Below are 25,014 nucleotides of genomic sequence, written 5' to 3'. Positions count from 1 at the left end.
ATCTCCCCCTCAAGGGGGGAGATTGGACGTCACCTCCGCTTTCGCCAATCGCCAACGTTAAAGAATGGGCGCCGTCGGCGAAGCTGCTGATCTCCCCCCTTGAGGGGGAGATGCCCGGCAGGGCAGAGAGGGGGGCCTCGCAGTGACCCATCATCGAGTGTCTCCCCTCAATCGCGGCAATGCGCGCAAGATGCGCAAGGCTATGACGGACGCCGAGCTGAAGCTTTGGAATGAGGTTCGCGCTAATAGACTCATGGGGCTGGCGTTTCGGCGTCAAATGCCGATAGCTGGCTTCATCGTCGATTTTGCTTGCCCCAACAAGAAGCTGATCGTTGAGCTGGATGGCTCCCAGCACGCTTCTCATGAGATTTCGGCGTCCGATGCCGCACGAGCAGCCAAGCTTGAGGCTCTGGGCTGGACCATCCTACGCTTCTGGAACGACGACGTCATCCGCGATATCGACAATGTCTGCCAGCACATCGTGATCGAGGCCGGCCTGGCCGGTACCGAAGTGCTGGCACATGAACCAGCAAGGGAGGCAGTTCCATGATCGACCATCTCGGCATCACCGTTTCCGATTTCGATGCCTCCAAGGCCTTCTACGACAAGGCGATGGCGCCGCTGGGGGCGTCGCTGCTCTACATGGTGCCGCAGGAATACACCGGCGGTGCCAAGGTCGGCGGCTATGGACGCGACCGGCCGGTGTTCTGGCTGAGCACGGGCAAGGACAAGCCGAAGGACCACCAGCACGTCGCCTTCACCGCGCGCAGCCGCGCCGAGGTCGACGCCTTTCATGCCGCCGCCCTTGCCGCCGGCGGCAGGGACAATGGCGGACCGGGCCTGCGCCCGCACTATCACCCGAACTACTATGGCGCCTTCGTTTTCGACCCCGACGGCAACAATGTCGAGGCGGTCTGCCATGATCCGGCGTGAGTCCATGAAGCGGAGAGGATCATGAGCCTCGACAACCGGCCGGTCTACACAGGCGGCTGCCAGTGCGGCGCTGTGCGCTTTCGCGTCGAGGGCGCGCTCGGCGACGCCTCGGTCTGCCATTGCCGCATGTGCCAGAAGGCCAGCGGCAATTTCTACCTGCCGCTGGTTTCGGTGCATGGCGCCAAGGTCGACTGGACGCGCGGCGAGCCAAAGCGTTTTCGTTCGTCAAGCGCCGTCTGGCGCGGCTTCTGCCAGGAATGCGGCACGCCGCTCACCTTCGAGGCGCCGGAAGGCATGGCGCTGGCCATAGCCGCTTTCGACGATCCGGCCGGCATCGTGCCGACCATCCAATGGGGCACCGAGGCTAAACTGCCCTATGTCGACAACATTCCGCGCCTGCCGGGCGAAGACACGATGGCCGACATAGGCTCGGCTCCCTACCTTGCCGAGCTCGTCTCCTATCAGCATCCCGATCACGACACCGACCAATGGCCGCCGGAGGAAAGACCATGACCGATCAAGTCCGGACCGGCGGCTGCCAATGCGGCGCCGTACGCTTCCGCATCAAGGGGGCACTCGGGCGTCCGTCCATCTGCCATTGCCGCATGTGCCAGAAGCAGTTCGGCTCGTTCTTCGGTGCCCTGGTGACGGCACCACGGGATGGCGTCGAATGGACCCATGAAGAGCCGAGCTATTTCCAGTCGTCGGTCAACATCGATCGCGGCTTTTGCGCACGCTGCGGCACGCCGTTGACCTATCGCCAGCCGGGCGGGCTGGAGATCGCCATCGGCGCCTTCGATGACCGCTCGGATCTCGCCCCGCAGATCCAGGTGAATTACGCGGCAAGGCTGCCTTGGGTGGAGACGATCTTCCAGGCGCCGGTCCATGACGATCCCGACTATTACGCACGGCAGGAGCAGGTCATCTCCTTCCAGCATCCCGATCACGAAACGGCAAACTGGCCGCAACAAGGTTTGAAATTATGAGCTTGCGCACCCTCTACCCGGAGATCGAACCGTTCGATTCAGGCATGCTCGATGTCGGCGACGGCCACAGGGTCTATTGGGAGCGTTCGGGAACCAAGGGCGCCAAGCCGGCGGTGTTCCTGCACGGCGGGCCGGGCGGCACCATTTCTCCAAAACACCGGCGGCTGTTCGACCCGAAACTCTACGACGTCATCCTGTTCGATCAGCGCGGCTGCGGAAAATCGACTCCCAACGCCTCGCTGGAGGCCAACACCACCTGGCATCTCGTCGCCGACATCGAGCGGCTGCGCGAAATGGCCGGCTTCGACAGATGGCTGGTGTTCGGCGGCTCCTGGGGGTCGACGCTGGCGCTCGCCTATGCCCAAACGCATCCGGACCGCGTCAGCGAACTGGTGGTGCGCGGCATCTACACGCTGACCCGCGCGGAGCTCGAATGGTACTATCAGTTCGGCGTCTCGGAGATGTTCCCCGACAAATGGGAGCGTTTCCTGGCACCGATCCCCGAGGCCGAGCGCGGCGACATGATGGGCGCTTATCGCAAGCGGCTGGTCGGGTCGGACCGCAAGGCACAGATCGAGGCAGCCCTTGCCTGGAGCCTTTGGGAAGGCGAGACGATCACGCTGCTTCCTGAGCCCGAAACCAGCACGCCGTTCGGCCAGGACGACTATGCCGTCGCCTTCGCCCGCATCGAGAACCATTATTTCGTTCATGCCGGCTGGCTGGAGGAAGGGCAGTTGCTGCGCGACGCGCACAAGCTGAAGGACATACCCGGCACCATCGTTCACGGCCGCTACGATATGCCGTGCCCGGCGCACTACGCCTGGGCGCTGCACAAGGCCTGGCCGAAGGCCGACTTCCATCTGATCGAGGGCGCCGGCCATGCCTATTCGGAACCGGGCATCCTCGATCAACTGATCCGTGCGACGGACAAGTTTGCGGGAAAATAGCCTTTCCCGCCGCGCTCCGCGACGATTTTTCGAGCTATCGCCATGACAAAACAACGCCTCTATCTCTTCGACACCACGCTGCGTGACGGCCAGCAGACGCCCGGCATCGACTTTTCGGTCGAGGACAAGATCGCGATTGCCAAACTGCTCGACGCGTTCGGCTTCGATTATGTCGAGGGTGGCTATCCCGGCGCCAATCCGACCGACACCGCCTTCTTCCAGCAGAAGCGCACCGCAGGCGCCAAATTCGTCGCCTTCGGCATGACCAAGCGGGCGGGAGTCTCGGCCTCCAACGATCCCGGGCTGGCGGCACTTGTCCAGTCGAAGTCGGATGCCATCTGCTTCGTCGCCAAGAGTTGGGACTACCACGTTCGCGTGGCACTCGGTTGCACCAACGAGGAGAACCTCGACGCCATCAAGGCGTCGGTGGAGGCCGCCATCGCTTCGGGCAAGGAAGCGATGGTCGATTGCGAGCATTTCTTCGATGGCTTCAAGGCCAATCCCGATTATGCGCTGACTTGCGCGAAAACGGCCTACGATGCCGGCGCGCGCTGGGTGGTGCTTTGCGACACCAATGGCGGAACACAGCCCTCGGAAGTGCGGGCAATCGTTGAAAGGGTAATCGCCTCGGGCATCCCGGGCGAGCATCTCGGCATCCACGCCCATGACGACACCGGTCAGGCGGTGGCCAATTCGCTCGCCGCCGTGGAAGCCGGCGTGCGCCAGATCCAGGGCACGCTGAACGGCATCGGCGAACGTTGCGGCAACGCCAATCTGATCTCGATAGTGCCGACGCTGGCGCTGAAGCCGGCTTTCGCCGATCGCTTCGAGACTGGAATTTCAGCCGAAGCGCTGACTGGGATTTCGCGCCTGTCGCGTGCTTTCGACGAATTGCTGAACCGCGCCCCGGAAGCACAGGCGCCCTATGTCGGTTCGTCCGCCTTCGCCACCAAGGCCGGTATCCACGCCTCGGCGCTCGCCAAGGAGCCCGCCACCTATGAGCATGTGGAGCCGCAAGCCGTGGGCAACCGCCGCCGCGTCATGGTCTCCGATCAGGGCGGCAAGGCCAATTTCCTCGCCGAGTTGAAGCGGCGCGGCATCGATGTGCCCAAGGACGATAACCGGCTCGATGCGCTGATATCGGTGGTCAAGGAGCGCGAGGCATCGGGCTATGCCTATGAGGGCGCCGACGCTTCATTTGAACTCCTGGCGCGCAAGATGCTGCACGGCCTGCCCGAATTCTTTCACGTCACCTCGTTCCGCTGCATGATCGAGCGCCGCTTCGATGCCAACGGCCAGCTGAAGACGGTGTCGGAAGCGGTGGTCAAGGTGCTGGTCGAAGGCGAGGAGAAGATGTCGGTGGCGGAAGGCCACGGCCCGGTCAACGCGCTCGACATTGCGCTGCGCAAGGACCTCGGCAGATACCAGAACGAGATCGTCGATCTCGAACTTGCCGACTTCAAGGTGCGTATCCTCAATGGCGGTACCGAGGCCATCACTCGCGTGCTCGTCGAATCGCATGATTCCACCGGCGCCCGCTGGTGGACCGTCGGCGTCTCCGAAAACATCATCGACGCTTCCTTCCAGGCGCTGATGGATTCGATCATCTACAAGCTGATGAAAAACCGCGAAATGGCGGGGCTCGTGGCGGCGGAGTAAGTTTGAACCATCAGCGAAAGTCCATTGATCCATCAGAACTTTGCGATGGTCTTGCCAAGGTTACTGGGCCATAGCGTTGGTCCATGGTCGCTGAAGCAACTATCCCGGACGCAGTTTCAAAAGCCCGCCGCGGTTTCCTGCTGGCGTTGGGTGCCTATCTCTTGTGGGGGTTGCTGCCCTTCTACATGAAGGCCGTTGCCCATCTGCCGCTTGCCGAGGTGATTGCGCATCGCATCGTCTGGTCGGTGCCGATCGCAGCGGCGGTCCTGGTCTGGGCCGGCCGCACGGCAGACTTCAAGGCGGCGATCCGCTCGCCCCGCACCATCGCCATGGCGGTGCTGACGGCGGCGCTGATCTCGGTCAACTGGGGCATCTATGTCTGGGCGATCGCCGTCGACCGCACCGTCGAGACGGCCCTCGGCTACTACATCAATCCGCTGGTCAGCGTCGTGGTCGGCGCGCTGCTGCTTGGCGAGCGGCTCGACCGGCTGCAGATCGCGGCCGTGGCGCTTGCGGCGGTTGCCGTGGCGGTGCTGACCGTCGAGGCGGGCAAACTGCCCTGGGTGTCCCTGGCGCTGGCCTTTTCCTTCGCCGCCTACGGCTTCTTCCGCAAGACGCTGCCGATTGGCCCCAGCCAGGGCTTCCTGCTCGAAGTGCTTTTGCTGTCGGTGCCGGCGCTGGGCTACATCATCTTCCTGATCGCCACCGGACAGGATCATTTCGTCTCCAGCAATGGCACCGACACCGCGCTGCTCATCGGTTGCGGGCCGGTGACGGCCGTGCCGCTGCTGCTGTTCGCTTTCGGCGCCAAGCTTTTGCGCCTGTCGACGATCGGCATCATGCAATACATAGCGCCGACGATGGTGTTCCTGATTGCCGTGCTGATCTTCCACGAGCCGTTCGGCACCACGCAGGCGGTCGCCTTTGCCCTTATCTGGGCAGCGCTTGCGATCTATTCCTGGTCCATGCTGGCGACGGCGCGCCGGGCTACATCTGTCCGAGCCGCCTGACGAAAAGATAGGTCACGCCCGCGATCAGCACCGACACCGCCGTCACCACCCAGAAACCCATCGGCGTGTCGACCAGGGGCAATCCGCCGACATTCATGCCGAACAGGCCCGAAATGATGGTCATCGGCAACAGCACCGCCGTCATCACCGACAGGACATAGAGCAGCCGGTTCGACTGTGTCGTGAGCTTGGCCATCAGTTCGTCCTGCAGGAGCCGCGTGCGTGCCTGCAACTGCTCGCCGTCATAGTGCAGCGTCTGGGCGCGGTGCGAAAGCCGCGCCACCATGTCGTTGATCGAATCCGGCAGGTCGTTGCGGTGCGAATGGTCGAGATGGCGAAACAGGTTGGTTAGCGTCGCCATCTGGCGGTGGATGACCACCAGGTGCCGGCGCGCGTCGACCAGCGCCTGTCGCTCATTGTGCCATGCGTCGCAGACGATACGGTCCTCGATGCCATCAAGACTGTCGCCGAGGGTCACGAGTTCCGCCCCCATGCCGTCGAACGATTGGCCGATGACAGCCTCGATCAGTTCGGCCGGCGAGCGGAACTTGCGCGCCCCGGTCTCGATCGCCTTGCGGATGTTGTCGACCGACTGCAACGGTTGCTTGCGGGCGCCGACCAGCATCGTGTCGCTGAGGGCGAAGCGGAAATGGCCGAGCCCGCCGGCTTCCGCCGAATAGTCATGGCGCAGGTCCGGCAGATCGCCATAAAGCCAATCGTCCTCGAGGTCGATGTGGCAGCCATGGCTGGCGGTGAGAAAGGCTTCGCGCACAGGCGCCGGCAAGGCCTGATCGGCGCCGATCTCATGGCGGGCGCGCATGTCGGAAAGCTGGTAGCTGCGCCATGTCCAGTGCGCCGCAGCGGCATCCCTGGTCCGCACGCCTTCGGAAGTGAAGTGGTAGATGAAGAACAGCCCGTGCTCATCGGGCAGGTAGGGCGACAGGTCGGTGCCTTCGGCGGGGAGGGCGATGTTCATGGCGTCGTCGCCGGTCTCTGATGCGGTCGGGGTCGCGGGGGCGGCCAGCTGCGATCTGTAGCATGGCGTCCCCGATTTAGTGTGACTGTTTCGTGACGACGTGCATTGCGGACGCGCGTTGCTAGAGTACGCTGGTGATCCCGCCATCCACCAGCAATGTCTGTCCGCTGACGAAGCTGGCGGCATCGGAAGCCAGGAACACCGCGGCGCCGGCGAGTTCCTGCACCTCGCCCCAGCGCCGCATCGGCGTGCGGCCGGTCAGCCAGGCGGAGAATTTCTCGTCGGCGACCAGGGCGGCGTTGAGCTCGGTCTTGAAATAGCCAGGCGCGATGGCGTTGACCCGCACACCGTGCTGGCCCCACTCGCCGGCCATCGACTTGGTCAGCATGGTAATGGCGCCCTTGCTCGCCGCATACGGCGCGATCGAAGGGCGCGCTAGCACGCTCTGCACCGAGGAGACATTGATGATCGAACCCTTGCGGCGGGCGATCATGCCCTTGACGACCGCGCGGCTCACCTTGAACACGCCGTCCAGATTGGTGGCCATCAGCGCGTCCCAGTCGGCGTCGCTGAAGCTCTCCAGCGGCGCGCGTCGCTGGATGCCGGCATTGTTGATCAGGATGTCGATCGGCGCGGTGCCGGTTTCCGAAGCAGCGATTGCCGCGTCGACGGATTGTGTGTCGGTGACGTCGATCATCGCTTCGGCCACGGTGTGGCCTTCGGCGCGCAGGCGGTCGCCGGCGGCCTTGAGCTCGTCGGCCCTACGGCCGCCTAAGGTGACGCGCGCGCCGGCGCTCGCAAGCGCCTCCGCGAAGGCCAGGCCCAGACCACGGCTGGCGCCGGTGATGAAGGCATGCTTGCCTTCGAGGCCGAACAGGCCGCCGAGATAGTCAGTCGAATGCAATTTGCACCTTCATGGATTGCGATTTGTCGCCCGCCAGTTCGAAGGTTCGTCTTGCTTCGCCGCGCGGCAGCGCCAGCGTGCCGTGTGGTTTGATGACATGCAAGGCGCTTTGTCGCCTGGCGTCAGCTGACGATCCCGGCAGTTCGCGCTCCCTTAGCCTTAGCGCTTCGGTCCGAACCCGGGATAGGGGTTGAGCGGCACGATCGCGGCAATGTCCATCATGCCGGCCTTGACCAGCGGCAAGGTGGCGAGATGGCCGCGCACATCGGCATCGCTGCCGGCTTCGAACATCATGCCGCTGCCGGGAATGTCGCCGCGATTCCAGATCTGGCGCACCGCGCCTTCGGCATAGAGGGTGCGGCGCTGTTCTGCCTCGCCGGGCAGAAGAGGTGCGAAATCGGTATCGGTGAACTTTTGCGTGTTGCGGGTGAGAAGGGCGAGGAATTGCATTTCGGTCTCCTGTTGTCGGCGGTTGATGACAGGAGATATCGCGCCGGATAGTCAGACTGTCCAAGACTGATTAGGCTAAAGTTGAGACCTAAGAGGACCGTTCTTCGAGGAGCAAGAATGTTCGACCTGCGCCAGATCAGATATTTCGTCACGGTCGCCGAAACCGGCAGTGTCGGTCGGGCGGCCGAACTGCTGCATATCTCGCAATCGCCGCTCAGCCGGCAGATCATCCAGCTGGAGCAGCAGCTTGGCGTCGCCCTGTTCGAGCGGGCAAAACAACGCATTCATCTCAATGCCGAGGGCCGCGCCTTTCTGAGTGAAGCCCGCTCCCTGCTGGCGAATGCGAGGCGGCTGGAGGACCTTGGCCGCGACCTTGCCAGCGGTGTCGTCGGGCGCCTTGCCATCGGCTATGTCGAGGGCGCCGTCCATGCCGGGCTTGTCGCCGGCATGTTGCGCCAGTTCCGCCGCGACCGGCCGGATTTTCATCTGCAATTGAGAAGCCTGCGCTCGGCGGCGCAGATGGAGGGGCTTCGTCAGCGGTCGCTGGATCTTGGTCTGGTGTACGCGCCCGCGGTGACCGACGATCCCGACATCGCCAGCACGCCGCTGCGCCACGAGCCGCTGGTGCTGGCCATTCCCGAAGACGATCCGCTCGCCGACGTGGCCGATATCCAGCCGCGCCATCTCGACGGTCGCGTCTGGATCACCGTGGTGCGCCAGCCCGACGACACCAATCGTGGCCAGTTCCTGGCCGCCTGCGCCGAGGCCGGCTTCGTGCCTGACATCGCTTATGAGACGGCGGATCCGCTGACCTCGCTCGGGCTTGTCAGCGCCGGCCTTGGTCTGGCCACCGTGCAGGCAAGCCTGCGCAAGGCCGCCCCGCCTTCGATCGTGTTCCGCGACATGCCGTGGTTCGGTCGAATGGTTTCCATCCACCTCGCCTGGCGGCGGCAGGACCGGCGTACGGTGATCGCCGCTTTGCGGCAGGCGGCTCGGAGGGAGGGCAGTAGGGCAGTAGGGCAGTAGGGCAGTAGGGCAGTAGGGCAGTAGGGCAGTAGGGCAGTAGTTTCCGGAGCGTACTTTCCCTACTGCTTGCCGCCCTATTCCCTTACTCCCCTAATCCTACATCTTGTCGATCACCGACTGCACGCCTTCCGTCGGTGCGTCGACCGAGGATCCGGCGACCATGATAGCAGCGACGATGGCTTCGGGGTCGTTGACGACCAGCGGCTTCACACGCTGCGCGGTGTGAATGAAGCCCTCCGCCGCCATGTGATCAAGCAACGCCGTCATCGGATCCCAGAAACCGTTGACATTGCCGAAGACGATCGGCTTGCGATGATGGCCGAGTTGCGCCCAGGTCATGATCTCGACGATCTCCTCGACTGTGCCGATGCCGCCAGGCAGCGCCACAAAGGCGTCGGATTTCTCGAACATCTTATGTTTGCGCTCGTGCATGTTGTCGGTAATCAACAACTCGTCGAGCCGGTCAAGCGCGGTTTCGGTAGCTTCCTTGTTGATGAGGAAGCGAGGGATGATGCCCGTCACCTTGCCGCCGGCCTTGAGCGCGCCTTCGGCGACGGCGCCCATTATGCCTTTGGTGCCGCCGCCATAGACCAGCCGTAGACCTGCCCTGGCAATTGAGCGCCCAAGCAGGTGACCGGCCTTGGCATAGATTTCATCGCGGCCCGGAGACGAGCCGCAATAGACGCAGACGGATCGAATCGTGTTCATGGCAATGATTGGTGATTGGGTCTGAAAGCGGGGTCAAGCCCCAGGGGTAACAAGCGGGGCTTTTTCTTGTCGGTCATGTCAAAACAGGCTAGACCGGCTTTAGGTGGCTAAGGGGTAGGGAAATACATGGCAATCAATCCATTGAAGGCGTTCTTGTTCGCGGCGGGTGGGACCGTTGCGGCAGGGGGAACAGCCTATGTGTCGGGTGCGCTCGACCCGTATCTTAATCACACGCCGCCGGCGCAAGTGGCGGCCCTGACGCCGCCAGCGGCGCCGAAGCCGGCCGATCCCGGCACGGAAGGTCGACTGCCGGCGCCGGCTGTGCCGGCCGCTCCGGCCGCCGCGCCCCAGACGACGGCTCCCGCCGCGCCGGCGACCGAAGCCGCTGCTCCGGCCGCGCCCGCACCCGCTCCGGCGGCACCCGCCGCGACGGGTCCGGTCGCGCCCACCTTCGACGTCGTGCGCGTCGAAAGCAACGGCTCGATCGTCGTAGCCGGCAATGCGGCGCCCAATTCGAAGGTCGAAATCCTGAATGGCGCGACGGTGATCGGCTCGACGGTCGCTGGTCCCGACGGCGCTTTTGTCATCGTGCTCGACGATCCGTTGAAGCCCGGCGACTATACGATTTCGCTGCGTTCGACGACCGGCACGGTCGTGACGGCCTCGGCGCAGACCGCCGTCGTCTCGGTTCCCGCCAACGCCGCCGGCCAAGTGCTGGCCATGGTCGAGGAGCCGGGCAAGCCGGCCGAGCTGCTTTCGGTTCCGGCACCCGAGACCAAACCCGCCGCGCCGGCAACCGGCGATCAGGCCGCCGCACCGGCTGCTCCTGCCGCGGCGGCACCCGCTGCTGAGGCACCCGCTACGGAGGCACCGGCGGCGACCGCTCCGGCAGTGGTAGAAGCAAAGCCCGCCGCGCCCGCGTCGGCAACGCCGCCCGCCGCACCGGTGGCCGAACCCAAGATCGTCGTCGAGGCGGTCGAGATCGACGGCAACAAGATCTTCGTCGCCGGCCTCGCCGATGCCGGCCGCAAGGTGCGCGCCTACGCCAACGACATCCTGCTTGGCGATGCGACGACCTCGCCCGACGGCCATTTCCTGGTCGAGGCGACGCGCGACATCCCTGTCGGCAGCTATACCATCCATGTCGATGGCCTCGATGCCGACGGCGTGAAAGTGGTGGCCCGCGCCGCCGTGCCGTTCGAGCGTGAACCAGGCGAGGCGATCGCTGCCGTGGCGCCTGCGGAGACCAAGCCTGCCGATACCAAGCCGGCTGAGACGAAGCCCGCCGACGCCAAGCCGGCCGCACCGGCTGCCGCGGAAGCCCCAGCCGCTCCGGCGCCTGCTGCGCCCGCTGTCGCCGCCGCCGCTCCGGCCGAGGCTGCACCAGCCCCCGCCGCGCCCGCCACAGAGGCGCCAGCTCCGGCTCCGGCAGTTGCCGCTGCTCCGGCCGAGACGGCGCCGGTGGCACCGGCAGCGCCGCCCGCCACGGAGGCTCCGGCTGTCGTCGCGGCGGCCACCCCGCCTAGCGATGTGCCCGAGGTCGTGTCGCCCAAGCTCGAGCACGCCGACGGCGCGGTCATTATCCGCCGGCACGACACGTTGTGGCGAATCTCACGCCGCGTCTACGGTCACGGCGTGCGCTACTCCACCATCTACCTCGCCAATCAGGACCAGATCAGGGATCCGGACCGCATCTGGCCGGGACAAGTGTTCAAGGTTCCGGAAAAGTCGAAGGAAGGCGAAGCCGCCGACCTCAAGGCGATGGGCGAACAGGCGACGACGACGCCGACCAAGACGCAGTAGCTTCGGCCATGGGCCAGTCTCCCCCTTGCGGGGGAGATGCCCGGCTGGGCCGATCTCAAGGCCGGCAGCGAACCGCGTTGAGGGATTTGCAGATCACCAGCTGGGGTCTCGGCCATCGGGATCGTCGTCCGGTACGATCCGCGGTTCGCGATGACTGCTGTAGGGAGCCACATAGGCCATTTTGAATGCATCGCCCAAACGGGATATCGCATTCAGCGACGCGCCGATCGCAGACCTCGTAAAGCTTGGTCGCGGCGGGTCATGGCGTCGGATGGCGATAGGGGTGGTCGTGGGGATGTCGGCCATGGTGCCTCTCCAGGTGACGTCAAGAGTGGCACCGCTTCCCGCTCAGGTCCTTGGCCCGAACCTGAAGAGACCTGAAAGGGCCTGAAGTTCGCCATCCAGATCATCTTGCATTATTGTGCGGCCCAGCGATGGGGTCTCGGCCGATGGACCTGGAGTTTGGCAATTACCGTTTGAAACGCGCCGAACGGCTGTTGCTGGGGCCGAAAGGCCCGGTGGAGCTTTCAGCCCGTTCCTTCGATATCCTCGCCATGTTGCTCGACAGGCCAGATGAGGTCATCGGCAAGGCCGAGCTTTTCGGCGCTGCCTGGCCAGGCCTGGTGGTGGAGGAGAACACGCTGCAGGTCCACATTTCGGCGCTCCGCAAGCAACTGACCGCCGATATGATCGCAACCGTGCATGGGCGCGGCTATAAATATGCGGATCCCAGGCCCCTCATTGCCATCGCGGAGGCCACGGCGCCGTCCAGGCCGTCCATCGCCATAATGGCCTTCGACAACATGAGCGGCGATCCCGAGCAAGACTATTTCAGCGACGGCATTACCGAAGACATCATTGCCGAACTCGGCAAGTATAAGGAATTTCTGGTCATAGCGCGGAACTCTTCCTTCCAGTTTCGCGGCAAGGTTAATGACCCGGCGGAGGTAGCAAACAAGCTTGGCGTCCAATACATCATCGAAGGCAGCGTGCGGAAGATCGCAAACAGGGTGCGGATCGCCGTACAGCTAACCGATGCGTCCTCGATGGCTCATGTCTGGGGCGAACATTACGATCGGGAACTCGACGACATTTTCGCCATCCAGGACGAAATCACCCGGATGATCGCGGCGCGCCTGGCCCGGCAGGCCAGAACCGCGATCGCGTCGCGCGCCAGGGCCCGGCCGACCAATAGCATGTCGGCCTATGAGTTCTACCTGCGAGCCCTGCAATTGGCGGCAGTCTATGACGCCGCGCACGAGGCGGAGCCGTTTCTGCGCCAGGCGGTAAAGCTCGATCCGCGGTTTGCCGCCGCCCACGCCATGCTCGGTGTCGTCGAAACCCTCAAATTCTTCTGGGTCTTCTACAATCCGGATTATCTGCATCCGGCGCTAGAGATGGCGAAAACCGCGTTGCAACTCGACCCCGATGAAGCCTACGGTCATCTCGCCACCGGCTTTGCTCTATTGTACCTGCGCCAGTTCAGGCAGGCCGAAATCAGTCTTGACCGTGCGGTTGCCCTCAATCCAAACGATCCGTTCATTCTCAGCATCCGCGCGCTTTTCCTCAATTATACGGACAGGCCGGGTGAGGCGCTTGTTGAAATAACCGAAGCCCGGCGCCGCGATCCATACGCGGTGGGATGGTATGACGATTTTCGCGGCATCATACTGACCACGGCTGGAGGATATAGCGAAGCAATTGCGTGCTATTCGAAAATGGCTGCTGTACCGCGATGGTCGCTCGTTCGTCTTGTCGTCTGCCACTTTGAGATCGGTGAAATCGAGCAAGCGCGGGATGTCCTGGCTAAGGTAAAGGCGCACTACCCTGGGCTGCGCCTCGACGAGATCGTCGATGCGGAAATTGACTTCTATGAAGACCCGGCCATCTGCCGTCGTTATCGCGCGATCCTGAAGCGCGTCGGCAACGAAGGCTAGGCCCTCTCTGGCAGGGACCCGCCGGCGGCAAAGCTGCCCATCGGGATAGCTTGCCCCAGGCCGGATCATCGTCTATCGCCGATGGACGATGATCGAATCCTCCGTTGAACCAGATCGAGTGCGAAGCGCACGACCCGACAGCAGCGCGATTGCCACCCGGTTCGCGGCACTTTCGCACCCTGCGCGCATCGAGATTCTCAGGCATCTCGCGGCGCACCGCTCCTGCTGCTGCGGCGAGGTGGTCGAGCGTCTCGATCTCGCGCAGTCGACGGTTTCCCAGCATCTGAAAATCCTGGTCGAAGCCGGGCTGGTTCGCTTCGAGCCCGACCGCCAGCGCTCACGCTACCAACTCGACCATGCGGCGCTTGCCGATATCTCGGCATCGCTCGCCGCGCTCATCAATTCCTGCTGCTCGTCCAGCCGCTGACCCTCTCACCCAAAAGGCAAGAAAAGTGGCCGAAAAAACCGTCTCCGCCGAATCCGGCACTCTCACGACATTGCGCAATCTGTGGCCCTATATGTGGCCGGCCGACCGTGCCGACCTCAGGGCGAGGGTGACCTGGGCGACGCTGCTGCTGGTCGTCGCCAAGGTGACCCTGGTCGCCGGCCCCTATTTCTTCAAATGGGCGACGGATGCACTCGCCGGTGCCGCCAAGTCGCCGCCGCCGCTGCCGTCCTTCCTGCTCGCGCCTGTCATGCTGGTCGTCGCCTACAATGTGCTGCGCCTGGTGCAGCTCGGCTTCAACCAGCTGCGCGACGCGCTGTTTGCCCGCGTCGGGCAATATGCCGTGCGCCAGCTTGCCTTCCGCACCTTCGTGCATATGCACCAGCTGTCGCTGCGCTTCCACTTGGAGCGCCGCACCGGCGGCCTGTCGCGCATCATCGAGCGCGGCACCAAGGGTATCGAGACCATCGTGCGCTTCATCATGCTGAACACGGCGCCGACCATTCTCGAATTCGCGCTGACGGCCGGCATCTTCGCCTTCACCTATGGCTGGAAATACGTGGCCGTGGTCGCGGTCACCGTCTGGCTTTATGTCTGGTTCACGGTCAAGGCCAGCGACTGGCGCATCTCCATCCGCCGCGACATGAACGACAGCGACACCGACGCCAACACCAAGGCGATCGACTCGCTGTTGAATTTCGAGACGGTCAAATATTTCACCAATGAGCGCATGGAAGCCGAACGCTTCGACCGCTCGATGGCCCGCTACGAGATCGCAGCCACCAAAACCTGGACTTCGCTCGGCTGGCTGAATTTCGGTCAGGGTGTCATCTTCGGTCTCGGCACGGTCGTCGTTATGTGCATGTCGGCGCTCGAAGTGCAGGCTGGCACGCAGACCGTTGGCGATTTCGTCTTCATCAACGCCATGCTGGTGCAGCTTTCCGTACCGCTCAATTTCATCGGCTTCATCTATCGCGAAATCCGCCAAGGGTTGACCGACATCGAGCACATGTTCGACCTGCTCGACGTGCCGCAGGAGATCGTCGACAGGCCGGACGCGAAGCCGTTGGCCGTCAACGCCGGCAAGGTCGAGTTCCGCGACGTGCATTTCTCCTACGATCCGAACCGCAAGATCCTGAAGGGCGTGTCCTTCGAGGTGCCGGCCGGCAAGACGGTGGCCATCGTCGGTCCCTCCGGCGCCGGTAAGTCGACCATCTCGCGGCTGCTGTTCCGCTTCTACGACGTGCAGGGCGGCCAGGTGCTGATCGACGGCCAGGACATCAGGGACGTCACGCAGGAAAGCCTGCGCGCCGCGCTCGGCATGGTGCCGCAGGACACGGTGCTGTTCAACGACACCATCGCCTACAACATCCGCTACGGCCGTGTCAGCGCCAGCGAGGAGGAGGTGCGCAAGGCCGCCGAACTCGCCCAGATCGGACCGTTCATCGAGAAATTGCCGGACGGCTACAAGTCGATGGTCGGTGAGCGCGGTCTGAAGCTTTCCGGCGGCGAGAAGCAGCGCGTGGCTATCGCCCGCACCATCCTGAAAGCGCCGCCGATCCTGATGCTCGACGAGGCGACCTCCGCGCTCGACAGCCACACCGAGCAGGAGATCCAGGCCGCTCTCGATCTGGTCAGCAAGGGCCGCACCACCATCGTCATCGCCCACCGTCTGTCGACGGTGATTTCGGCCGACGAGATCATCGTGCTCAAGGACGGCCAGATCGCCGAGCGCGGCACCCATATCGAGCTGATGCGAAAGCACGGCCTCTACGCCTCGATGTGGGACCGCCAGCGCGAGGCGACCGAAGCCGAGGAGCGTCTGCGCATCGCCCGCGAAAGCGACGAACTGGGCGTCGTGGTGCGTCGGCGCACGTCGGAAGTATCATGAGAAAAACCTCTTGACCTCAACTTAAGTTGAGCTTGTAGACTGTCGCCCGAGAGCCGGAGACAGCATCCTCGAGGACGGAATCAGATGGATATAAGTTTTACGAATCAAGATGTTAACGGCGGCAGTGTGTTCAGGGTCGACAAATTCGTCGTGCCCGCCAATGCCCGCGATGAAATCCTCGCCAAGGTCAGGATGACGCATGAGCTGCTGCGTCTGCAGGAGGGTTTTGTCCAGGATTTCCTGCTCGAGCAATTCTCCGGCCCGGGCGAGTTCAACCTCGTCACCATCGTCGAATGGGAAAGCCAGGCGGCGGTCGACAATGTGGTGCCCATCGTCAAGGCGGCGCACGAGCGCGTTGCCTTCAACCCGCAGGAGACGATCGCCAGGCTGGGCGTGCGCGCCGACATCGCCAACTATCAGCGCGTTCCTGGCCTCTAGCCAGGCCAGCCGACGCCAGGTGCCGGCGCTTCGATGCCGAGCACCTGGCCGGTTCTGATATCGCTGACCATGTGCTCGAAGCCGCGCCATTGCGCGGCGGTGATGAACAGCGTTCTTCTGTCGGCACCGCCCAGCATGCAGGCAAAGCAACCGCGATCGGCAGCGACGGTCTGCAGGACGTCGCCGCCTTCGCGCACCCGCACGCAATGCTTGTTGGGCACGTCGGCATACCAGACGGCACCGTCGGCATCGAGGCAGATGCCGTCGGGATAGCCGTCAAGCTGTGCCCAGACACGACGATTGGCGAGAGCGCCATCAGCCGCGATATCGAAGGCAGTCAGCCGGTTGGCATGGGATTCGGCGATGATCAGCGTCTTGTTGTCGGGCGTCACCACCATGCCATTGGCAAAGGCGATGCCGTCAGCCGCTTGCCGGATCCTACCGTCCGGCGTGATCAGCACGACGGTGCCGGGGCCGAAATGTTCACCCGGCGCCGGCGCCGATCCGCCGCCATTGACATAGATGTTGCCGCGCCCGTCGACGACGATCTCGTTCCACGGGCTTTTCGACAGACCACGCAGGTCGGCATGGGTGACGAGACTTCCGTCAGGCTCCTGACGCAACAGCAGACCTTCGCGGCCCGAGATCACCAGCAGCCGGCAGTCTGGCAGCCAGTCGATGGAGTAGGGCAGGACGGCTGGGATACTGAGCAAGACCTCGCTGTTGCCGCCTTCGTCCACGGCGACGATCTCGCCCGTACCCCAATTGCAGAGCCACAGGCGGCCATCATGCCAGCGCGGCGATTCACCGAAGGCGAGGCCTTCCAGGATGAGACGAGCTTTGCTGGCGGACGATATCGGCATGATCTGGAGCCTCCATGGCGCACTTCATCGGCCCTTGTGATGAGGTGCCTCTCACCAAGGACGGGCGAGGCGGAAAGCTTCCGACAGCGCTACTGTCTTTCGGTCAGGAAAAAAGTGCCATCGGCATGGCCGTTCGCGCCGCAGGAAGGTGGCTCGGTGCGGTCATCTTTGCCGCTGCCGCTTTGCTCGACGATCAACCGGTCGCCATCGCGGCGAAAGGTGAAGACAAAGCCGGTCGGCTTGTCGTCATCATCGGTGTCGACCAGCCGCAGCTGTTTGCTGGCCTTGACGGTACCACCGATCTCGCAGGAACCGCTGCCCGACACCGGATTGGTGACCACATCTTCCGAAATCTCGAGCTTGCCGGCGCCGGCCGCCTTGATCTCGACCCCGCCGCGAACGCTGCTCCAGGTGCCCACCAAGCCATTGTCAGCGGGCTTGCGAATGCCGGCGAGGAACGTCGCACGATCGCGCATGAATTCGCTGAGATCGGTGGTTTGCTGGTCCTTGGACGTGTCCTGGTTGAATTCGGCGATCTGGTCGCGATAGGCGATGAAATCGCTCTGGTCCTCGCGCAAGGCCTTGCCGGCGCGCGCATCGAGCGTCTTGATCGCCGCCGCGTATTTACCGGCGATGTCGGCATCGGCCTGAGTGAGGGCGGGATCGGCGCAGATAGATTTCTCGGCCGCACTGGCGGCCTTCGCGCAGTCGAAGGATGGCTTGGCCTGAGCCAGCGCACTGCCCGGCGATGCCGATGCGATTATCAGCGTCAGCGCGGGAACGACGGCGCAGGTCCTGGATTTGAAGCTTCTCATGAAATCTGGCCCCCAGATGAAATTTTGACGACAATGGCGCAGGCGCGCAAGCCGGTCGGGACTTCACGAAATGCGGAGGCTCCGACGATGCGGACACACCGCCATCCTCGCCTGCTCATCCGCCCCGCCGATTGTCGCGTTGCGGGCAGGGGGTGTTTGGGCTATTGAGGCCGAACCTGAAACAGGGACCACCCCCAGCCCATGAGCCTTGTCGACACGGTCAAGAACGCGTTCGTACCGATCCATCGCGAAGGCTATCCCTTCATCGCGGCCTTTGGCGCGGCGACGCTTTTTCTCGGCTATTTCTCGTCGATCCTGTTCTGGATCGGTCTGATCCTGACCGCGTGGTGCGTCTATTTCTTCCGCGATCCCGAGCGCGTCACGCCGGTCGACGACCGGCTGGTGGTCAGCCCCGCCGACGGCATCGTCTCGGCGGTCGGTCCGGCCGTGCCACCGCGCGAGCTCGGCCTCGGCAATGCCGAGATGACGCGCATCTCCGTGTTCATGAACGTCTTTTCCTGCCATGTGAACCGTGCCCCGGTTCGCGGCCGCATCGCCAGGATCGAGCATCGGCCCGGCAAATTCCTCAATGCCGAACTGGACAAGGCGAGCACCGAGAACGAGCGCAATGGCTTGGTCATCGAGAGCCCCAACGGCACCGTCGCCGCCGTCCAGGTCGCAGGCCTGGTGGCGCGCCGCATCGTCTGCTGGGCCGAGGCCGGCGCCTCGATCGGCACCGGCGAGCGTTTCGGCCTGATCCGTTTCGGCTCGCGCGTCGACGTGTTCCTGCCTTTGGCCGCGACGCCGCGCGTTGCCGTCGGCCAGACCGCGGTCGGCGGCGAAACCGTGCTGGCGGAATTCGGCGGTGTCGCCGGCACGCCATTGGTCAGGATCTCGTAAGCGGTGGGCGCGCCCTTCAAGAAATTCGAGGCCCATGCCAGTGGCGGTCCGCGCATCCGCGAGATCCCGATGCGCATGGTGCTGCCCAACCTGGTGACCGTGCTTGCCATCTGCGCCGGCCTGTCCGGCATCCGCTTCGCTTTCGAGAACCGCTTTGAAACCGCCGTTGTCATGGTGCTGCTGGCCGCCTTCCTCGACGGCATCGACGGCCGCCTGGCGCGCATGCTGAAAGCCACGTCGAAATTCGGCGCGCAGATGGATTCGCTGGCCGACATCGTCAATTTCGGTGTCGCGCCGGCGCTGGTGCTCTACGCCTTCCTGCTCGATCGCGCCGGCTCGCCGGGCTGGATAGCGGCACTTTTGTTCACCATCGCCTGCGGGCTGCGCCTCGCACGCTTCAACGTGCTCGACGACGAGAAGGCCGAGCGCCCGCTCTGGCAATCGGAATATTTCGTCGGCGTTCCCGCGCCCGCTGGCGCGGTGCTGGTGATGTTGCCGCTCTATCTCTATTTCCTGCGCCTTGGTGTAGAGCCCAGCCGGCCGGCCGCCTTCGTCGCCACCGGCTTCACCATCCTGGTCGCCTTCCTGCTGGTCAGCCGGCTGCCGGTCTATTCCGGCAAGAGCGTCAAGATTCCAGGCGACAGGGTGCTACCGGTCATCCTGGGCGTCGTGCTCTACATCCTGCTTTTGATGACCTATCCCTGGTACACGCTGACGGCGTCTGTCGCCGGCTACCTGATCTTCCTGCCCTTTTCCGTGCGCGCCTATTCCAAACGCGCCAAGCTGGAAGGGGAAAAGGTGCCGCCCTCGGACATTGGCTAACCGCTAGACTGGTTCAGGTCGCAAGCCGCCGAGCAGCAGATCGCTCCAGGCCGCCGCAAAGCGTTCGTCGCTGATGTCGATCACACGTTCGCCCCAGATCGCTTCGAAGACACGGAACATGGCGACGCTGCCGACGATGACGGCGGCAACGGCCTCGCTGTCATGCGGGCGCAGGTCGCCCTCGCTCTGACGCTGCCGCAGCCATTCGGCAACGGCAAGGTAAGTGCTTTGCATGATCTCGCCCCGCGCCAAGGCTTTCAGTTGGGGAAAATGCTCCAGATCCCGCCACAGGATCCTGAGTACATCACGATTGGCGCCGAGCCGTTCGAGCATGCTTTCCACAAGCCGCCGCGCACTCTCGTCGACGGAAAGCGTCGTCTCCCCAAGCTCGGCCTGGCTTTCCTTTGCCGTGCCGACAAACTGGTCTATCGCGGTGGCAAGCAGGTCCTCTTTCGAGGCAAAATGTTTGTAGAGCGCGCCCGAGCCGCGTGACAGGCCTGCCGCCTCCTGAATATCTGGAACGCTCGTCCGGTCGTAGCCGCGCTCTGCAAACAAGCGGATAGCCTCGCGCAAGAGACGCGCGCGTCCGGTTGATGGGGGCTTCATAGTTGCTCCTCGCTCTATAGGCTCGGTGACGGGGATCGACGGCAAGACTGTAACATCCGGCGGGCAATCGCAAATGCCTCACACCGATGAGCAGAGTGCCGCTGGCGAATCAACGCGCACGCATGCGCTCTTCGCAAAGCCATGCCTTCCAGGTCCTTTCGCCAAGCCGTTCGTCGGTTGCAACCAGACCCATCTTGAAGCTCATCTTGTGGCTGATCGGCAGCGGCAGCACGAGGCGATTGAGCCCGAATGCGTCGCGGTATTGGCGCGCGAAATCTGAGAACGGCATCGTGTCCGGGCCGCCGATCTGTGGGCGCATGCCACGTTTCCCATCGATGACGGCCTCGGCCAGGTAGTTGGCCACGTCCCGTGTATCCGCCGGATTTGTCGGGGAGGTCGGCAACGGCCAGACAGGCAGCCATTTCAGCCCGCCCAGCATTTGCGCCAGAAGGTAATAGAACGGCGTCGCCTGGACGACTGACCATGGGAGCGACGACTCTCGCACAAGCTGTTCGCCCGCCAGCTTCACCAGGGAATAGGGTAGGGTGCTGAATTCGAGGCCGACGATAGATACGAAGATGAAGTGCGAGACGCCCCTGCGGACAGCTGCGGCAAGCAGATGGCGCGTGCCGTCGATGTCGACACTGGAAGGGCTGGAAAAGAAGTCGACCAGCCTCATGCCGCGCCGGGCGATCGGCGAGAGCGTCGCGGCATGGATGACCGTGTCGACGCCGCGCAACGCCTCATCGACGCCGTCTCCGGTCGCGAGATCGCCCAGGACCCATTCCATGGAACTGTCCTGCCCTGCGTTCCGGGCAAACAGCCTGACGGCGTGGCCAGCCCCGGTCAGTGCCGGCACGAGATCGCGACCGAGATGCCCAGTTCCGCCTGTGAGAAGGATTGTTGACATTGGAGATTTCCTCGCCGTGCCAAGTCCGAAGCGGCTGCCGTGGGGATAAGAGACCGGCCACAAGGGAGCATTGAATTCAGAGAAGTGAATACTCACTCACCATCAATTTGTCTAGTTAGACCGTGTGCGGCCTGAGCGCGCACAGGTCTCATCTGGGTAGGAGAGGGACAGGCTAGGCCGCGACGCCCAGCCCCAGCTTTTCGATCGCGAGCTTCCTGGTCGAGACATAGTCGGTCTTGCCGGAGCCGAGCACCGGGATTTCCTCGACCTTGACGATGTCGTTGGGCACCATCAATTCGGCTGCTCCGGCCTTCTTGCCGAACTGTCGCAGTTCCTCGGCGCTTGCGTCGTCGGCGGTGGTGACCAGCACGATGCGCTCGCCGCGCCTCTTGTCGGGCACCGCCACCGCCGCATGGCGTTCTTCCGGCCACAGCGACTGCACCAGCATCTCGACCGCGCCCAGCGACACCATCTCGCCGGCGATCTTGGCGAAGCGCTTGGCGCGGCCGCGGATGCTGATGAAGCCTTCGCGGTCGACCGCAACGATGTCGCCGGTGTCGTGCCAGCCGGTCAGTGGCTGCAATTCGCCGGGGCGGTCCGCGGTCATGTAGCCCATCATCATGTTCGGTCCGTCGAGCCACAACTGGCCGCCGTCGTTGATGCCCTCGACAGGCTCCAGCTTCATGCGGATGGCCGGCAGAAGCCGGCCGACCGTGCCGTCGCGGCCGTGGATGGCGGTGTTGACGGCAACCACCGGCGCGGCTTCGGTCAGGCCGAACCCCTCGATGATCTCGGCCTGGAAGCGGTCGCGATAGACGCGGCGGGTCTCCGGCTTCACCGCCTCGGCGCCGGCGACGACGAAGCGCAGGCTGGAGAAATCGCCATCCTTGGCGGTGCGCGCATAGTTGGCCAGGAACGTGTCGGTGCCGAACATGATCGTCGGTTTCACCTTGCGCGCGATTTCGGGGATGATCTTGTAGTGGAGGGGCGAGGGGTAGAGGAACAGTTTTACCCCGGTGACCAGCGGCAGGATGGTGCCGCCCGTCAGGCCGAAGGAATGGAACACCGGCAGCACGTTGAGCAGGATGTCGGCCGGCGAGATGGTGATGCGCGCCTCGGCCTGCATGGCATTGGCGAGAAGGTTCTTCTGCGACAGCACGACAGCCTTGGGCGTGCCTTCAGAACCCGAAGTGAACAGGATCACGCCCGGCTTGGCCGCATCCTGCCGCTGCAGCGGCAGTCGCCACAGCAGGGCGGCGGCCAGTTTGTCCAGCGTGGTGACGCTTTCACGCAGATCCTCCAGCCATAACAGCTTGGCGCCGCCCTTTTCGAGCGCGGCGACGATATCGGCGAGATCGGCCTTCTCGACGAAGGCGCGCGAAGAGACAACGGTGCGGATGACCGCCGTGCGCACGGCGGCCGTGACGCTCGTCGGCCCGGCCGTATAATTGATCATTGCCGCCACGCGGCCTGCCGACAGCAGGCCGACGAAGGACAGCACGACGCCATTGGCGTTGGGCAGCATTACGCCGACCGCTTCGCCTGGCGCCGTCACAGCCTCGAAGCGCCTGCCCAGCACGCGCGCGCCGATGAACATCTTGCGGTAGCTCAGTGCGCCGGAGATGACATCCTCGATGATCGGATGCGATGCGCCGACGCGGGTTGCCGCGTCGCGCATGGCCAGAAACAGCCCGCGGCCGAGGTCGTTTCCGAAAAGCCGGGCCTCGGCGATGCGGTCGAACAGCGCATTGGTGTTCGAGGCCTGGTCCGGGTTGCGTGCCACCAGTTCGGCTACGGTCATCGGCTCGAGCACGCTGATCGAGAGCCGCGGAAACCAATGACGCGGCGCCCGGTCAGCCGGCGTCAGCGAGACCGGCAGGCTGCGTGCGCCGGCGACGAAGATCGGCACGATGCGTGCGTCGGCCTGCATGGCGATGCGGGTGACGGCGCGAAACAGGCGAAACGTCTTGACGTCTGGCTCGACCGCATCCGGCAGATAGACGGCGAGCCGCCCCTTGCCCTTCAGCACGCGCACCAGCCGTCGGCTGACGAAGACATGTTCGGCGTTGAAGGCGATGGTGCGGCCAAGTTCGCGCCACGGCTCGAGCCAGGGTGAGCGCGCCGACACCTCGTCGAGTATATGCAAGGTATCGTCCGGCAACAGCGACAGCATCAGCGCCGGTTCGAAGCGCGACTGATGCGAGATAACGTAGATGACCGGCACCTGCGCCTTGCCGGCGATCCTGATGCGATTGTCGCTGATCCGGTAGGCGAGCTTGAACGGCACGTAAAGCAGCGCCTGGGTGAAGCGCAGGCCGAGGCGGAATTTTTCCAAAGCCCCGATCAGCAGCCAGGCCACAACCAGACCCGCAAGCAGCGCCAGTGTCAGGATCATGCCGCACCTCTCCCAACGGTTCTGTCACCGCGGCTCTTGGTCGGCCGCTTCGGGGGCAGAGCCTAGCGGAAGTCGAGGCAAGGTCAATGTGGAAGGGGTGCCCCTCACGCCGCGTTCAATCGCCCGCTGATGAAGCGGAACTCCTGCGTCTTGCCGCCATAGCCATAGGCGGCCGCCGGGACTTCGTGCACGAAAGCGTAGCTTTCCTGGTGCACGCCGCCCAGCAGGCGGCCAAAGGCGTCGAAGATCGCCTTGAGATAGGCTTCAAGTTCGAGCTTGGTGTTGGTGCCGTCGACCACCTTGATGTCGAGCCAGAACGTGCTGGTGCCGTGCTCGGCGAGCGACTTGCCGCCGGCGAACCAGTGCTGTGGGTCGAGATAGGACACCGCGACCGCGGTCAGCGTCGGGTCCTTGCGCAGAAGCGTGGCGGTGATCTCGGTGATCTCCCTGGCAATGCTGGCCGACAGGGCGGCGTCAGGCTTGCCGGCGACGCTGACATTGATGATGGGCATTTCTCTTCTCCTGGTTTGCAGCGGCGTCGATCGCCGCTGAAGAAACCATGCCATCGCTCTTTGATCAAAAAAATCGAATTGTTTTCAACCGATGATTCGATAAAATCGAATTATGGAAACACTTGACCCCGACCTACTCAGAACCTTCCTTGCTTTCGTCGACAGCGGCTCGCTGGCGCAGGCTGCGGCCAGTGTCGGCCGCTCGCCATCGGCGGTAACCGCCCAGATGCAGCGTCTGGAGGAGATTGTCGGTGAGCCGCTTCTGGCACCGCAGGGCCGGAAGCGCGGTCTGACGCCGGCTGGAGAGGACCTTGTAGGCCATGCCAGGCGCATCCTGGCCGTGCATCGCGAGGCATGGCTGGCGCTGAAGGGCGCGCGCGCTGCCGGCCGTGTCGCCATCGGCACGACCCAGGATTTCGCCGACAGCGGCTTGCCGGACCTGCTGCGTGCCTTCGCCGCCAGCCATCCGCGCGTCAGGATCGAGCTGCGCGTCGGCCGCTCGGCCGAACTGGCGCAGGCGCTACAGGTCGGCAGCCTCGATCTGGCGATCGACATGCGACAGGCCGCGGCGCCGGACGAGGTCGGCGTTCTGCGCGAGCCGATGATGTGGCTATGTTCGCAGAAGGGACTGGCCTCGCGGCAAGAGGAACTGCCGCTGGCGCTGCTCGATCCTTATTGCGGATTTCGCGAGGCGGCACTTGCCGCGCTCGATGCCGCTGGCCGGCGCTATCGCATCGCCGCCGGCAGCGCCAGCCTGGCCGGCTTGCGCACAGCGGTGAACGCCGGTGTGGCGCTGACCTTGCGAACCCCGCGCTTTGCCCATTCCGGTATTGTCGAGGCGCCCCGCGAGTTCAGCCTGCCGCCGGTTCCGATGGCCGAGTTCGCGATCCGGCTGCGCGCTGGCGCCGATGCCCCCGCGGCCGACCTTGCGGCACTGCTGGTTGCCAACCTCGCGCTCTCGGGACCGCCTGGCTGACAAGGCAAAAGCCGACCTTGCGGTCGGGCCAATTCATACAAAGAAAAAGCCGACCTTGCGGTCGGCTTGGGAGTAGGACGGGCCGAGGGGTTTGGGGGGACT

General features: G+C 64.1%; 27 protein-coding genes. 16 read left to right on the top strand and 11 right to left on the bottom strand.

Going from position 1 to position 25,014, the window contains the following annotated elements; genetic code table 11:
• Positions 1–190 precede the first annotated feature (190 nt).
• The 7 genes from FJ967_RS15275 (at position 191) to rarD (ending at position 5,535) form a co-directional block, all read left to right on the top strand.
• Positions 191–550, top strand: a complete 360-nt coding sequence (locus FJ967_RS15275; RefSeq protein ID WP_140732853.1) for an endonuclease domain-containing protein — start codon at positions 191–193, stop codon at positions 548–550.
• Positions 547–933 carry a VOC family protein gene (locus FJ967_RS15270; protein WP_140732656.1) on the top strand — a complete coding sequence of 129 codons (387 nt, stop codon included), beginning with the start codon at positions 547–549 and terminating at the stop codon, positions 931–933. The genes FJ967_RS15275 and FJ967_RS15270 overlap by 4 nt, the downstream gene beginning before the upstream one ends.
• 21 nt (positions 934–954) lie before the next feature.
• Positions 955–1,446: a GFA family protein gene (locus FJ967_RS15265; RefSeq protein WP_140732655.1), complete on the top strand. Its 492-nt coding sequence runs from the start codon at positions 955–957 to the stop codon at positions 1,444–1,446.
• The gene (locus FJ967_RS15260; protein ID WP_140732654.1) at positions 1,443–1,919 is read left to right on the top strand and encodes a GFA family protein; all 477 of its coding nucleotides are present in this window, start codon (positions 1,443–1,445) and stop codon (positions 1,917–1,919) included. The genes FJ967_RS15265 and FJ967_RS15260 overlap by 4 nt, the downstream gene beginning before the upstream one ends.
• Complete coding sequence (gene pip, locus FJ967_RS15255; protein ID WP_140732653.1) at positions 1,916–2,866, top strand: prolyl aminopeptidase; 951 nt, start codon at positions 1,916–1,918, stop codon at positions 2,864–2,866. Before FJ967_RS15260 ends, pip begins: the two co-directional genes overlap by 4 nt.
• A 42-nt stretch (positions 2,867–2,908) precedes the next feature.
• Complete coding sequence (gene cimA, locus FJ967_RS15250) at positions 2,909–4,525, top strand: citramalate synthase (protein ID WP_140732652.1); 1,617 nt, start codon at positions 2,909–2,911, stop codon at positions 4,523–4,525.
• Positions 4,526–4,608: 83 nt separating this feature from the next.
• Complete coding sequence (gene rarD / locus FJ967_RS15245) at positions 4,609–5,535, top strand: EamA family transporter RarD (RefSeq protein WP_140732651.1); 927 nt, start codon at positions 4,609–4,611, stop codon at positions 5,533–5,535.
• Here the strand turns inward: rarD and FJ967_RS15240 are convergent.
• The 3 genes from FJ967_RS15240 to FJ967_RS15230 form a co-directional block, all read right to left on the bottom strand.
• Positions 5,513–6,511: a transporter gene (locus FJ967_RS15240; RefSeq protein WP_140732650.1), complete on the bottom strand. Its 999-nt coding sequence runs from the start codon at positions 6,509–6,511 to the stop codon at positions 5,513–5,515. The two genes, rarD and FJ967_RS15240, sit on opposite strands and share 23 nt — an antisense overlap.
• Positions 6,512–6,632: 121 nt before the next feature.
• Complete coding sequence (locus tag FJ967_RS15235) at positions 6,633–7,415, bottom strand: glucose 1-dehydrogenase (protein ID WP_140732649.1); 783 nt, start codon at positions 7,413–7,415, stop codon at positions 6,633–6,635.
• Positions 7,416–7,574: 159 nt separating this feature from the next.
• A complete protein-coding gene (locus FJ967_RS15230) occupies positions 7,575–7,865 on the bottom strand; it encodes a muconolactone Delta-isomerase family protein (protein WP_140732648.1) in 291 nt (96 codons plus the stop codon).
• Positions 7,866–7,982: 117 nt separating this feature from the next.
• On the opposite strand from FJ967_RS15230, the gene FJ967_RS15225 reads away from it, so the two are divergent.
• Positions 7,983–8,891: a LysR substrate-binding domain-containing protein gene (locus tag FJ967_RS15225; RefSeq protein ID WP_140732647.1), complete on the top strand. Its 909-nt coding sequence runs from the start codon at positions 7,983–7,985 to the stop codon at positions 8,889–8,891.
• Positions 8,892–8,987: 96 nt separating this feature from the next.
• On the opposite strand, the gene FJ967_RS15220 is transcribed toward FJ967_RS15225, so the two are convergent.
• A complete protein-coding gene (locus FJ967_RS15220; RefSeq protein WP_140732646.1) occupies positions 8,988–9,599 on the bottom strand; it encodes a TIGR00730 family Rossman fold protein in 612 nt (203 codons plus the stop codon).
• Positions 9,600–9,725: 126 nt separating this feature from the next.
• Between FJ967_RS15220 and FJ967_RS15215 the strand changes: the two genes are divergently transcribed.
• Positions 9,726–11,402, top strand: coding sequence for a LysM peptidoglycan-binding domain-containing protein (locus FJ967_RS15215; protein WP_140732645.1), 1,677 nt, complete (start codon positions 9,726–9,728; stop codon positions 11,400–11,402).
• A gap of 93 nt (positions 11,403–11,495) precedes the next feature.
• On the opposite strand, the gene FJ967_RS15210 is transcribed toward FJ967_RS15215, so the two are convergent.
• A complete protein-coding gene (locus FJ967_RS15210; RefSeq protein ID WP_140732644.1) occupies positions 11,496–11,708 on the bottom strand; it encodes a hypothetical protein in 213 nt (70 codons plus the stop codon).
• A gap of 143 nt (positions 11,709–11,851) precedes the next feature.
• Here FJ967_RS15210 and FJ967_RS15205 point away from each other — a divergent pair, with 143 nt between their 5' ends.
• The 4 genes from FJ967_RS15205 to FJ967_RS15190 all read left to right on the top strand — a co-directional run bounded on the left by FJ967_RS15205 (position 11,852) and on the right by FJ967_RS15190 (position 16,113).
• The gene (locus tag FJ967_RS15205) at positions 11,852–13,339 is read left to right on the top strand and encodes a winged helix-turn-helix domain-containing protein (protein WP_140732643.1); all 1,488 of its coding nucleotides are present in this window, start codon (positions 11,852–11,854) and stop codon (positions 13,337–13,339) included.
• Between the two features lie 88 nt (positions 13,340–13,427).
• Positions 13,428–13,766 (top strand): metalloregulator ArsR/SmtB family transcription factor, encoded by a 339-nt coding sequence (locus FJ967_RS15200; RefSeq protein WP_140732642.1) that lies wholly within the window; start codon positions 13,428–13,430, stop codon positions 13,764–13,766.
• Between the two features lie 25 nt (positions 13,767–13,791).
• Positions 13,792–15,675, top strand: a complete 1,884-nt coding sequence (locus FJ967_RS15195; protein ID WP_140732641.1) for an ABC transporter ATP-binding protein/permease — start codon at positions 13,792–13,794, stop codon at positions 15,673–15,675.
• Positions 15,676–15,759: 84 nt separating this feature from the next.
• Complete coding sequence (locus tag FJ967_RS15190) at positions 15,760–16,113, top strand: antibiotic biosynthesis monooxygenase (RefSeq protein ID WP_181175887.1); 354 nt, start codon at positions 15,760–15,762, stop codon at positions 16,111–16,113.
• Here the strand turns inward: FJ967_RS15190 and FJ967_RS15185 are convergent.
• Together FJ967_RS15185 and FJ967_RS15180 are read right to left on the bottom strand one after the other, a co-directional pair.
• Entirely contained in the window at positions 16,110–16,976 is an 867-nt protein-coding gene (locus FJ967_RS15185; protein ID WP_140732640.1) for an SMP-30/gluconolactonase/LRE family protein, read from the bottom strand. The genes FJ967_RS15190 and FJ967_RS15185 overlap by 4 nt on opposite strands.
• Before the next feature lie 89 nt (positions 16,977–17,065).
• Positions 17,066–17,791, bottom strand: coding sequence for a lysozyme inhibitor LprI family protein (locus FJ967_RS15180; protein WP_140732639.1), 726 nt, complete (start codon positions 17,789–17,791; stop codon positions 17,066–17,068).
• Between the two features lie 201 nt (positions 17,792–17,992).
• On the opposite strand from FJ967_RS15180, the gene FJ967_RS15175 reads away from it, so the two are divergent.
• Both FJ967_RS15175 and pssA read left to right on the top strand, forming a co-directional pair.
• Positions 17,993–18,691 carry a phosphatidylserine decarboxylase gene (locus tag FJ967_RS15175; RefSeq protein WP_140732638.1) on the top strand — a complete coding sequence of 233 codons (699 nt, stop codon included), beginning with the start codon at positions 17,993–17,995 and terminating at the stop codon, positions 18,689–18,691.
• Between the two features lie 3 nt (positions 18,692–18,694).
• Positions 18,695–19,513 (top strand): CDP-diacylglycerol--serine O-phosphatidyltransferase, encoded by an 819-nt coding sequence (gene pssA, locus FJ967_RS15170; protein WP_140732637.1) that lies wholly within the window; start codon positions 18,695–18,697, stop codon positions 19,511–19,513.
• 3 nt (positions 19,514–19,516) lie between these two features.
• On the opposite strand, the gene FJ967_RS15165 is transcribed toward pssA, so the two are convergent.
• The 4 genes from FJ967_RS15165 to FJ967_RS15150 form a co-directional block, all read right to left on the bottom strand.
• A complete protein-coding gene (locus FJ967_RS15165; RefSeq protein ID WP_181175885.1) occupies positions 19,517–20,164 on the bottom strand; it encodes a TetR/AcrR family transcriptional regulator in 648 nt (215 codons plus the stop codon).
• 64 nt (positions 20,165–20,228) lie between these two features.
• Positions 20,229–21,029 (bottom strand): NAD(P)H-binding protein, encoded by an 801-nt coding sequence (locus FJ967_RS15160; protein ID WP_140732635.1) that lies wholly within the window; start codon positions 21,027–21,029, stop codon positions 20,229–20,231.
• 172 nt (positions 21,030–21,201) lie between these two features.
• Complete coding sequence (locus FJ967_RS15155; protein ID WP_140732634.1) at positions 21,202–23,424, bottom strand: AMP-binding protein; 2,223 nt, start codon at positions 23,422–23,424, stop codon at positions 21,202–21,204.
• A gap of 104 nt (positions 23,425–23,528) precedes the next feature.
• The gene (locus FJ967_RS15150) at positions 23,529–23,936 is read right to left on the bottom strand and encodes a 4-oxalocrotonate tautomerase family protein (protein WP_140732633.1); all 408 of its coding nucleotides are present in this window, start codon (positions 23,934–23,936) and stop codon (positions 23,529–23,531) included.
• A 112-nt stretch (positions 23,937–24,048) separates the two neighbouring features.
• Between FJ967_RS15150 and FJ967_RS15145 the strand changes: the two genes are divergently transcribed.
• Positions 24,049–24,912 (top strand): LysR substrate-binding domain-containing protein, encoded by an 864-nt coding sequence (locus FJ967_RS15145; protein ID WP_140732632.1) that lies wholly within the window; start codon positions 24,049–24,051, stop codon positions 24,910–24,912.
• Positions 24,913–25,014: the final 102 nt, after the last annotated feature.

Origin of the sequence: Mesorhizobium sp. B2-3-4 (assembly GCF_006442315.1) — a bacterium.
In the GTDB taxonomy this organism is placed as follows: Bacteria; Pseudomonadota; Alphaproteobacteria; order Rhizobiales; family Rhizobiaceae; genus Mesorhizobium.
The sequence above is the reverse complement of the archived record's forward strand: the minus strand, read 5'-3'. Positions and strand labels throughout refer to the sequence as shown.

Coding starts and splice junctions, on each gene's coding strand:
- FJ967_RS15175 (WP_140732638.1), top strand. CDS start 17,993: ATGAGCCTTGTCGACACGGTCAAGAACGCGTTCGTACCGATCCATCGC.
- FJ967_RS15210 (WP_140732644.1), bottom strand. CDS start 11,708: ATGGCCGACATCCCCACGACCACCCCTATCGCCATCCGACGCCATGAC.
- FJ967_RS15260 (WP_140732654.1), top strand. CDS start 1,443: ATGACCGATCAAGTCCGGACCGGCGGCTGCCAATGCGGCGCCGTACGC.
- FJ967_RS15275 (WP_140732853.1), top strand. CDS start 191: ATGCGCAAGGCTATGACGGACGCCGAGCTGAAGCTTTGGAATGAGGTT.
- rarD (WP_140732651.1), top strand. CDS start 4,609: ATGGTCGCTGAAGCAACTATCCCGGACGCAGTTTCAAAAGCCCGCCGC.
- FJ967_RS15270 (WP_140732656.1), top strand. CDS start 547: ATGATCGACCATCTCGGCATCACCGTTTCCGATTTCGATGCCTCCAAG.
- FJ967_RS15145 (WP_140732632.1), top strand. CDS start 24,049: ATGGAAACACTTGACCCCGACCTACTCAGAACCTTCCTTGCTTTCGTC.
- FJ967_RS15240 (WP_140732650.1), bottom strand. CDS start 6,511: ATGAACATCGCCCTCCCCGCCGAAGGCACCGACCTGTCGCCCTACCTG.
- FJ967_RS15230 (WP_140732648.1), bottom strand. CDS start 7,865: ATGCAATTCCTCGCCCTTCTCACCCGCAACACGCAAAAGTTCACCGAT.
- FJ967_RS15205 (WP_140732643.1), top strand. CDS start 11,852: ATGGACCTGGAGTTTGGCAATTACCGTTTGAAACGCGCCGAACGGCTG.
- FJ967_RS15155 (WP_140732634.1), bottom strand. CDS start 23,424: ATGATCCTGACACTGGCGCTGCTTGCGGGTCTGGTTGTGGCCTGGCTG.
- FJ967_RS15225 (WP_140732647.1), top strand. CDS start 7,983: ATGTTCGACCTGCGCCAGATCAGATATTTCGTCACGGTCGCCGAAACC.
- pip (WP_140732653.1), top strand. CDS start 1,916: ATGAGCTTGCGCACCCTCTACCCGGAGATCGAACCGTTCGATTCAGGC.
- FJ967_RS15265 (WP_140732655.1), top strand. CDS start 955: ATGAGCCTCGACAACCGGCCGGTCTACACAGGCGGCTGCCAGTGCGGC.
- FJ967_RS15200 (WP_140732642.1), top strand. CDS start 13,428: ATGATCGAATCCTCCGTTGAACCAGATCGAGTGCGAAGCGCACGACCC.
- FJ967_RS15185 (WP_140732640.1), bottom strand. CDS start 16,976: ATGCCGATATCGTCCGCCAGCAAAGCTCGTCTCATCCTGGAAGGCCTC.
- cimA (WP_140732652.1), top strand. CDS start 2,909: ATGACAAAACAACGCCTCTATCTCTTCGACACCACGCTGCGTGACGGC.
- FJ967_RS15160 (WP_140732635.1), bottom strand. CDS start 21,029: ATGTCAACAATCCTTCTCACAGGCGGAACTGGGCATCTCGGTCGCGAT.
- FJ967_RS15150 (WP_140732633.1), bottom strand. CDS start 23,936: ATGCCCATCATCAATGTCAGCGTCGCCGGCAAGCCTGACGCCGCCCTG.
- FJ967_RS15220 (WP_140732646.1), bottom strand. CDS start 9,599: ATGAACACGATTCGATCCGTCTGCGTCTATTGCGGCTCGTCTCCGGGC.
- FJ967_RS15190 (WP_181175887.1), top strand. CDS start 15,760: ATGGATATAAGTTTTACGAATCAAGATGTTAACGGCGGCAGTGTGTTC.
- FJ967_RS15180 (WP_140732639.1), bottom strand. CDS start 17,791: ATGAGAAGCTTCAAATCCAGGACCTGCGCCGTCGTTCCCGCGCTGACG.
- FJ967_RS15215 (WP_140732645.1), top strand. CDS start 9,726: ATGGCAATCAATCCATTGAAGGCGTTCTTGTTCGCGGCGGGTGGGACC.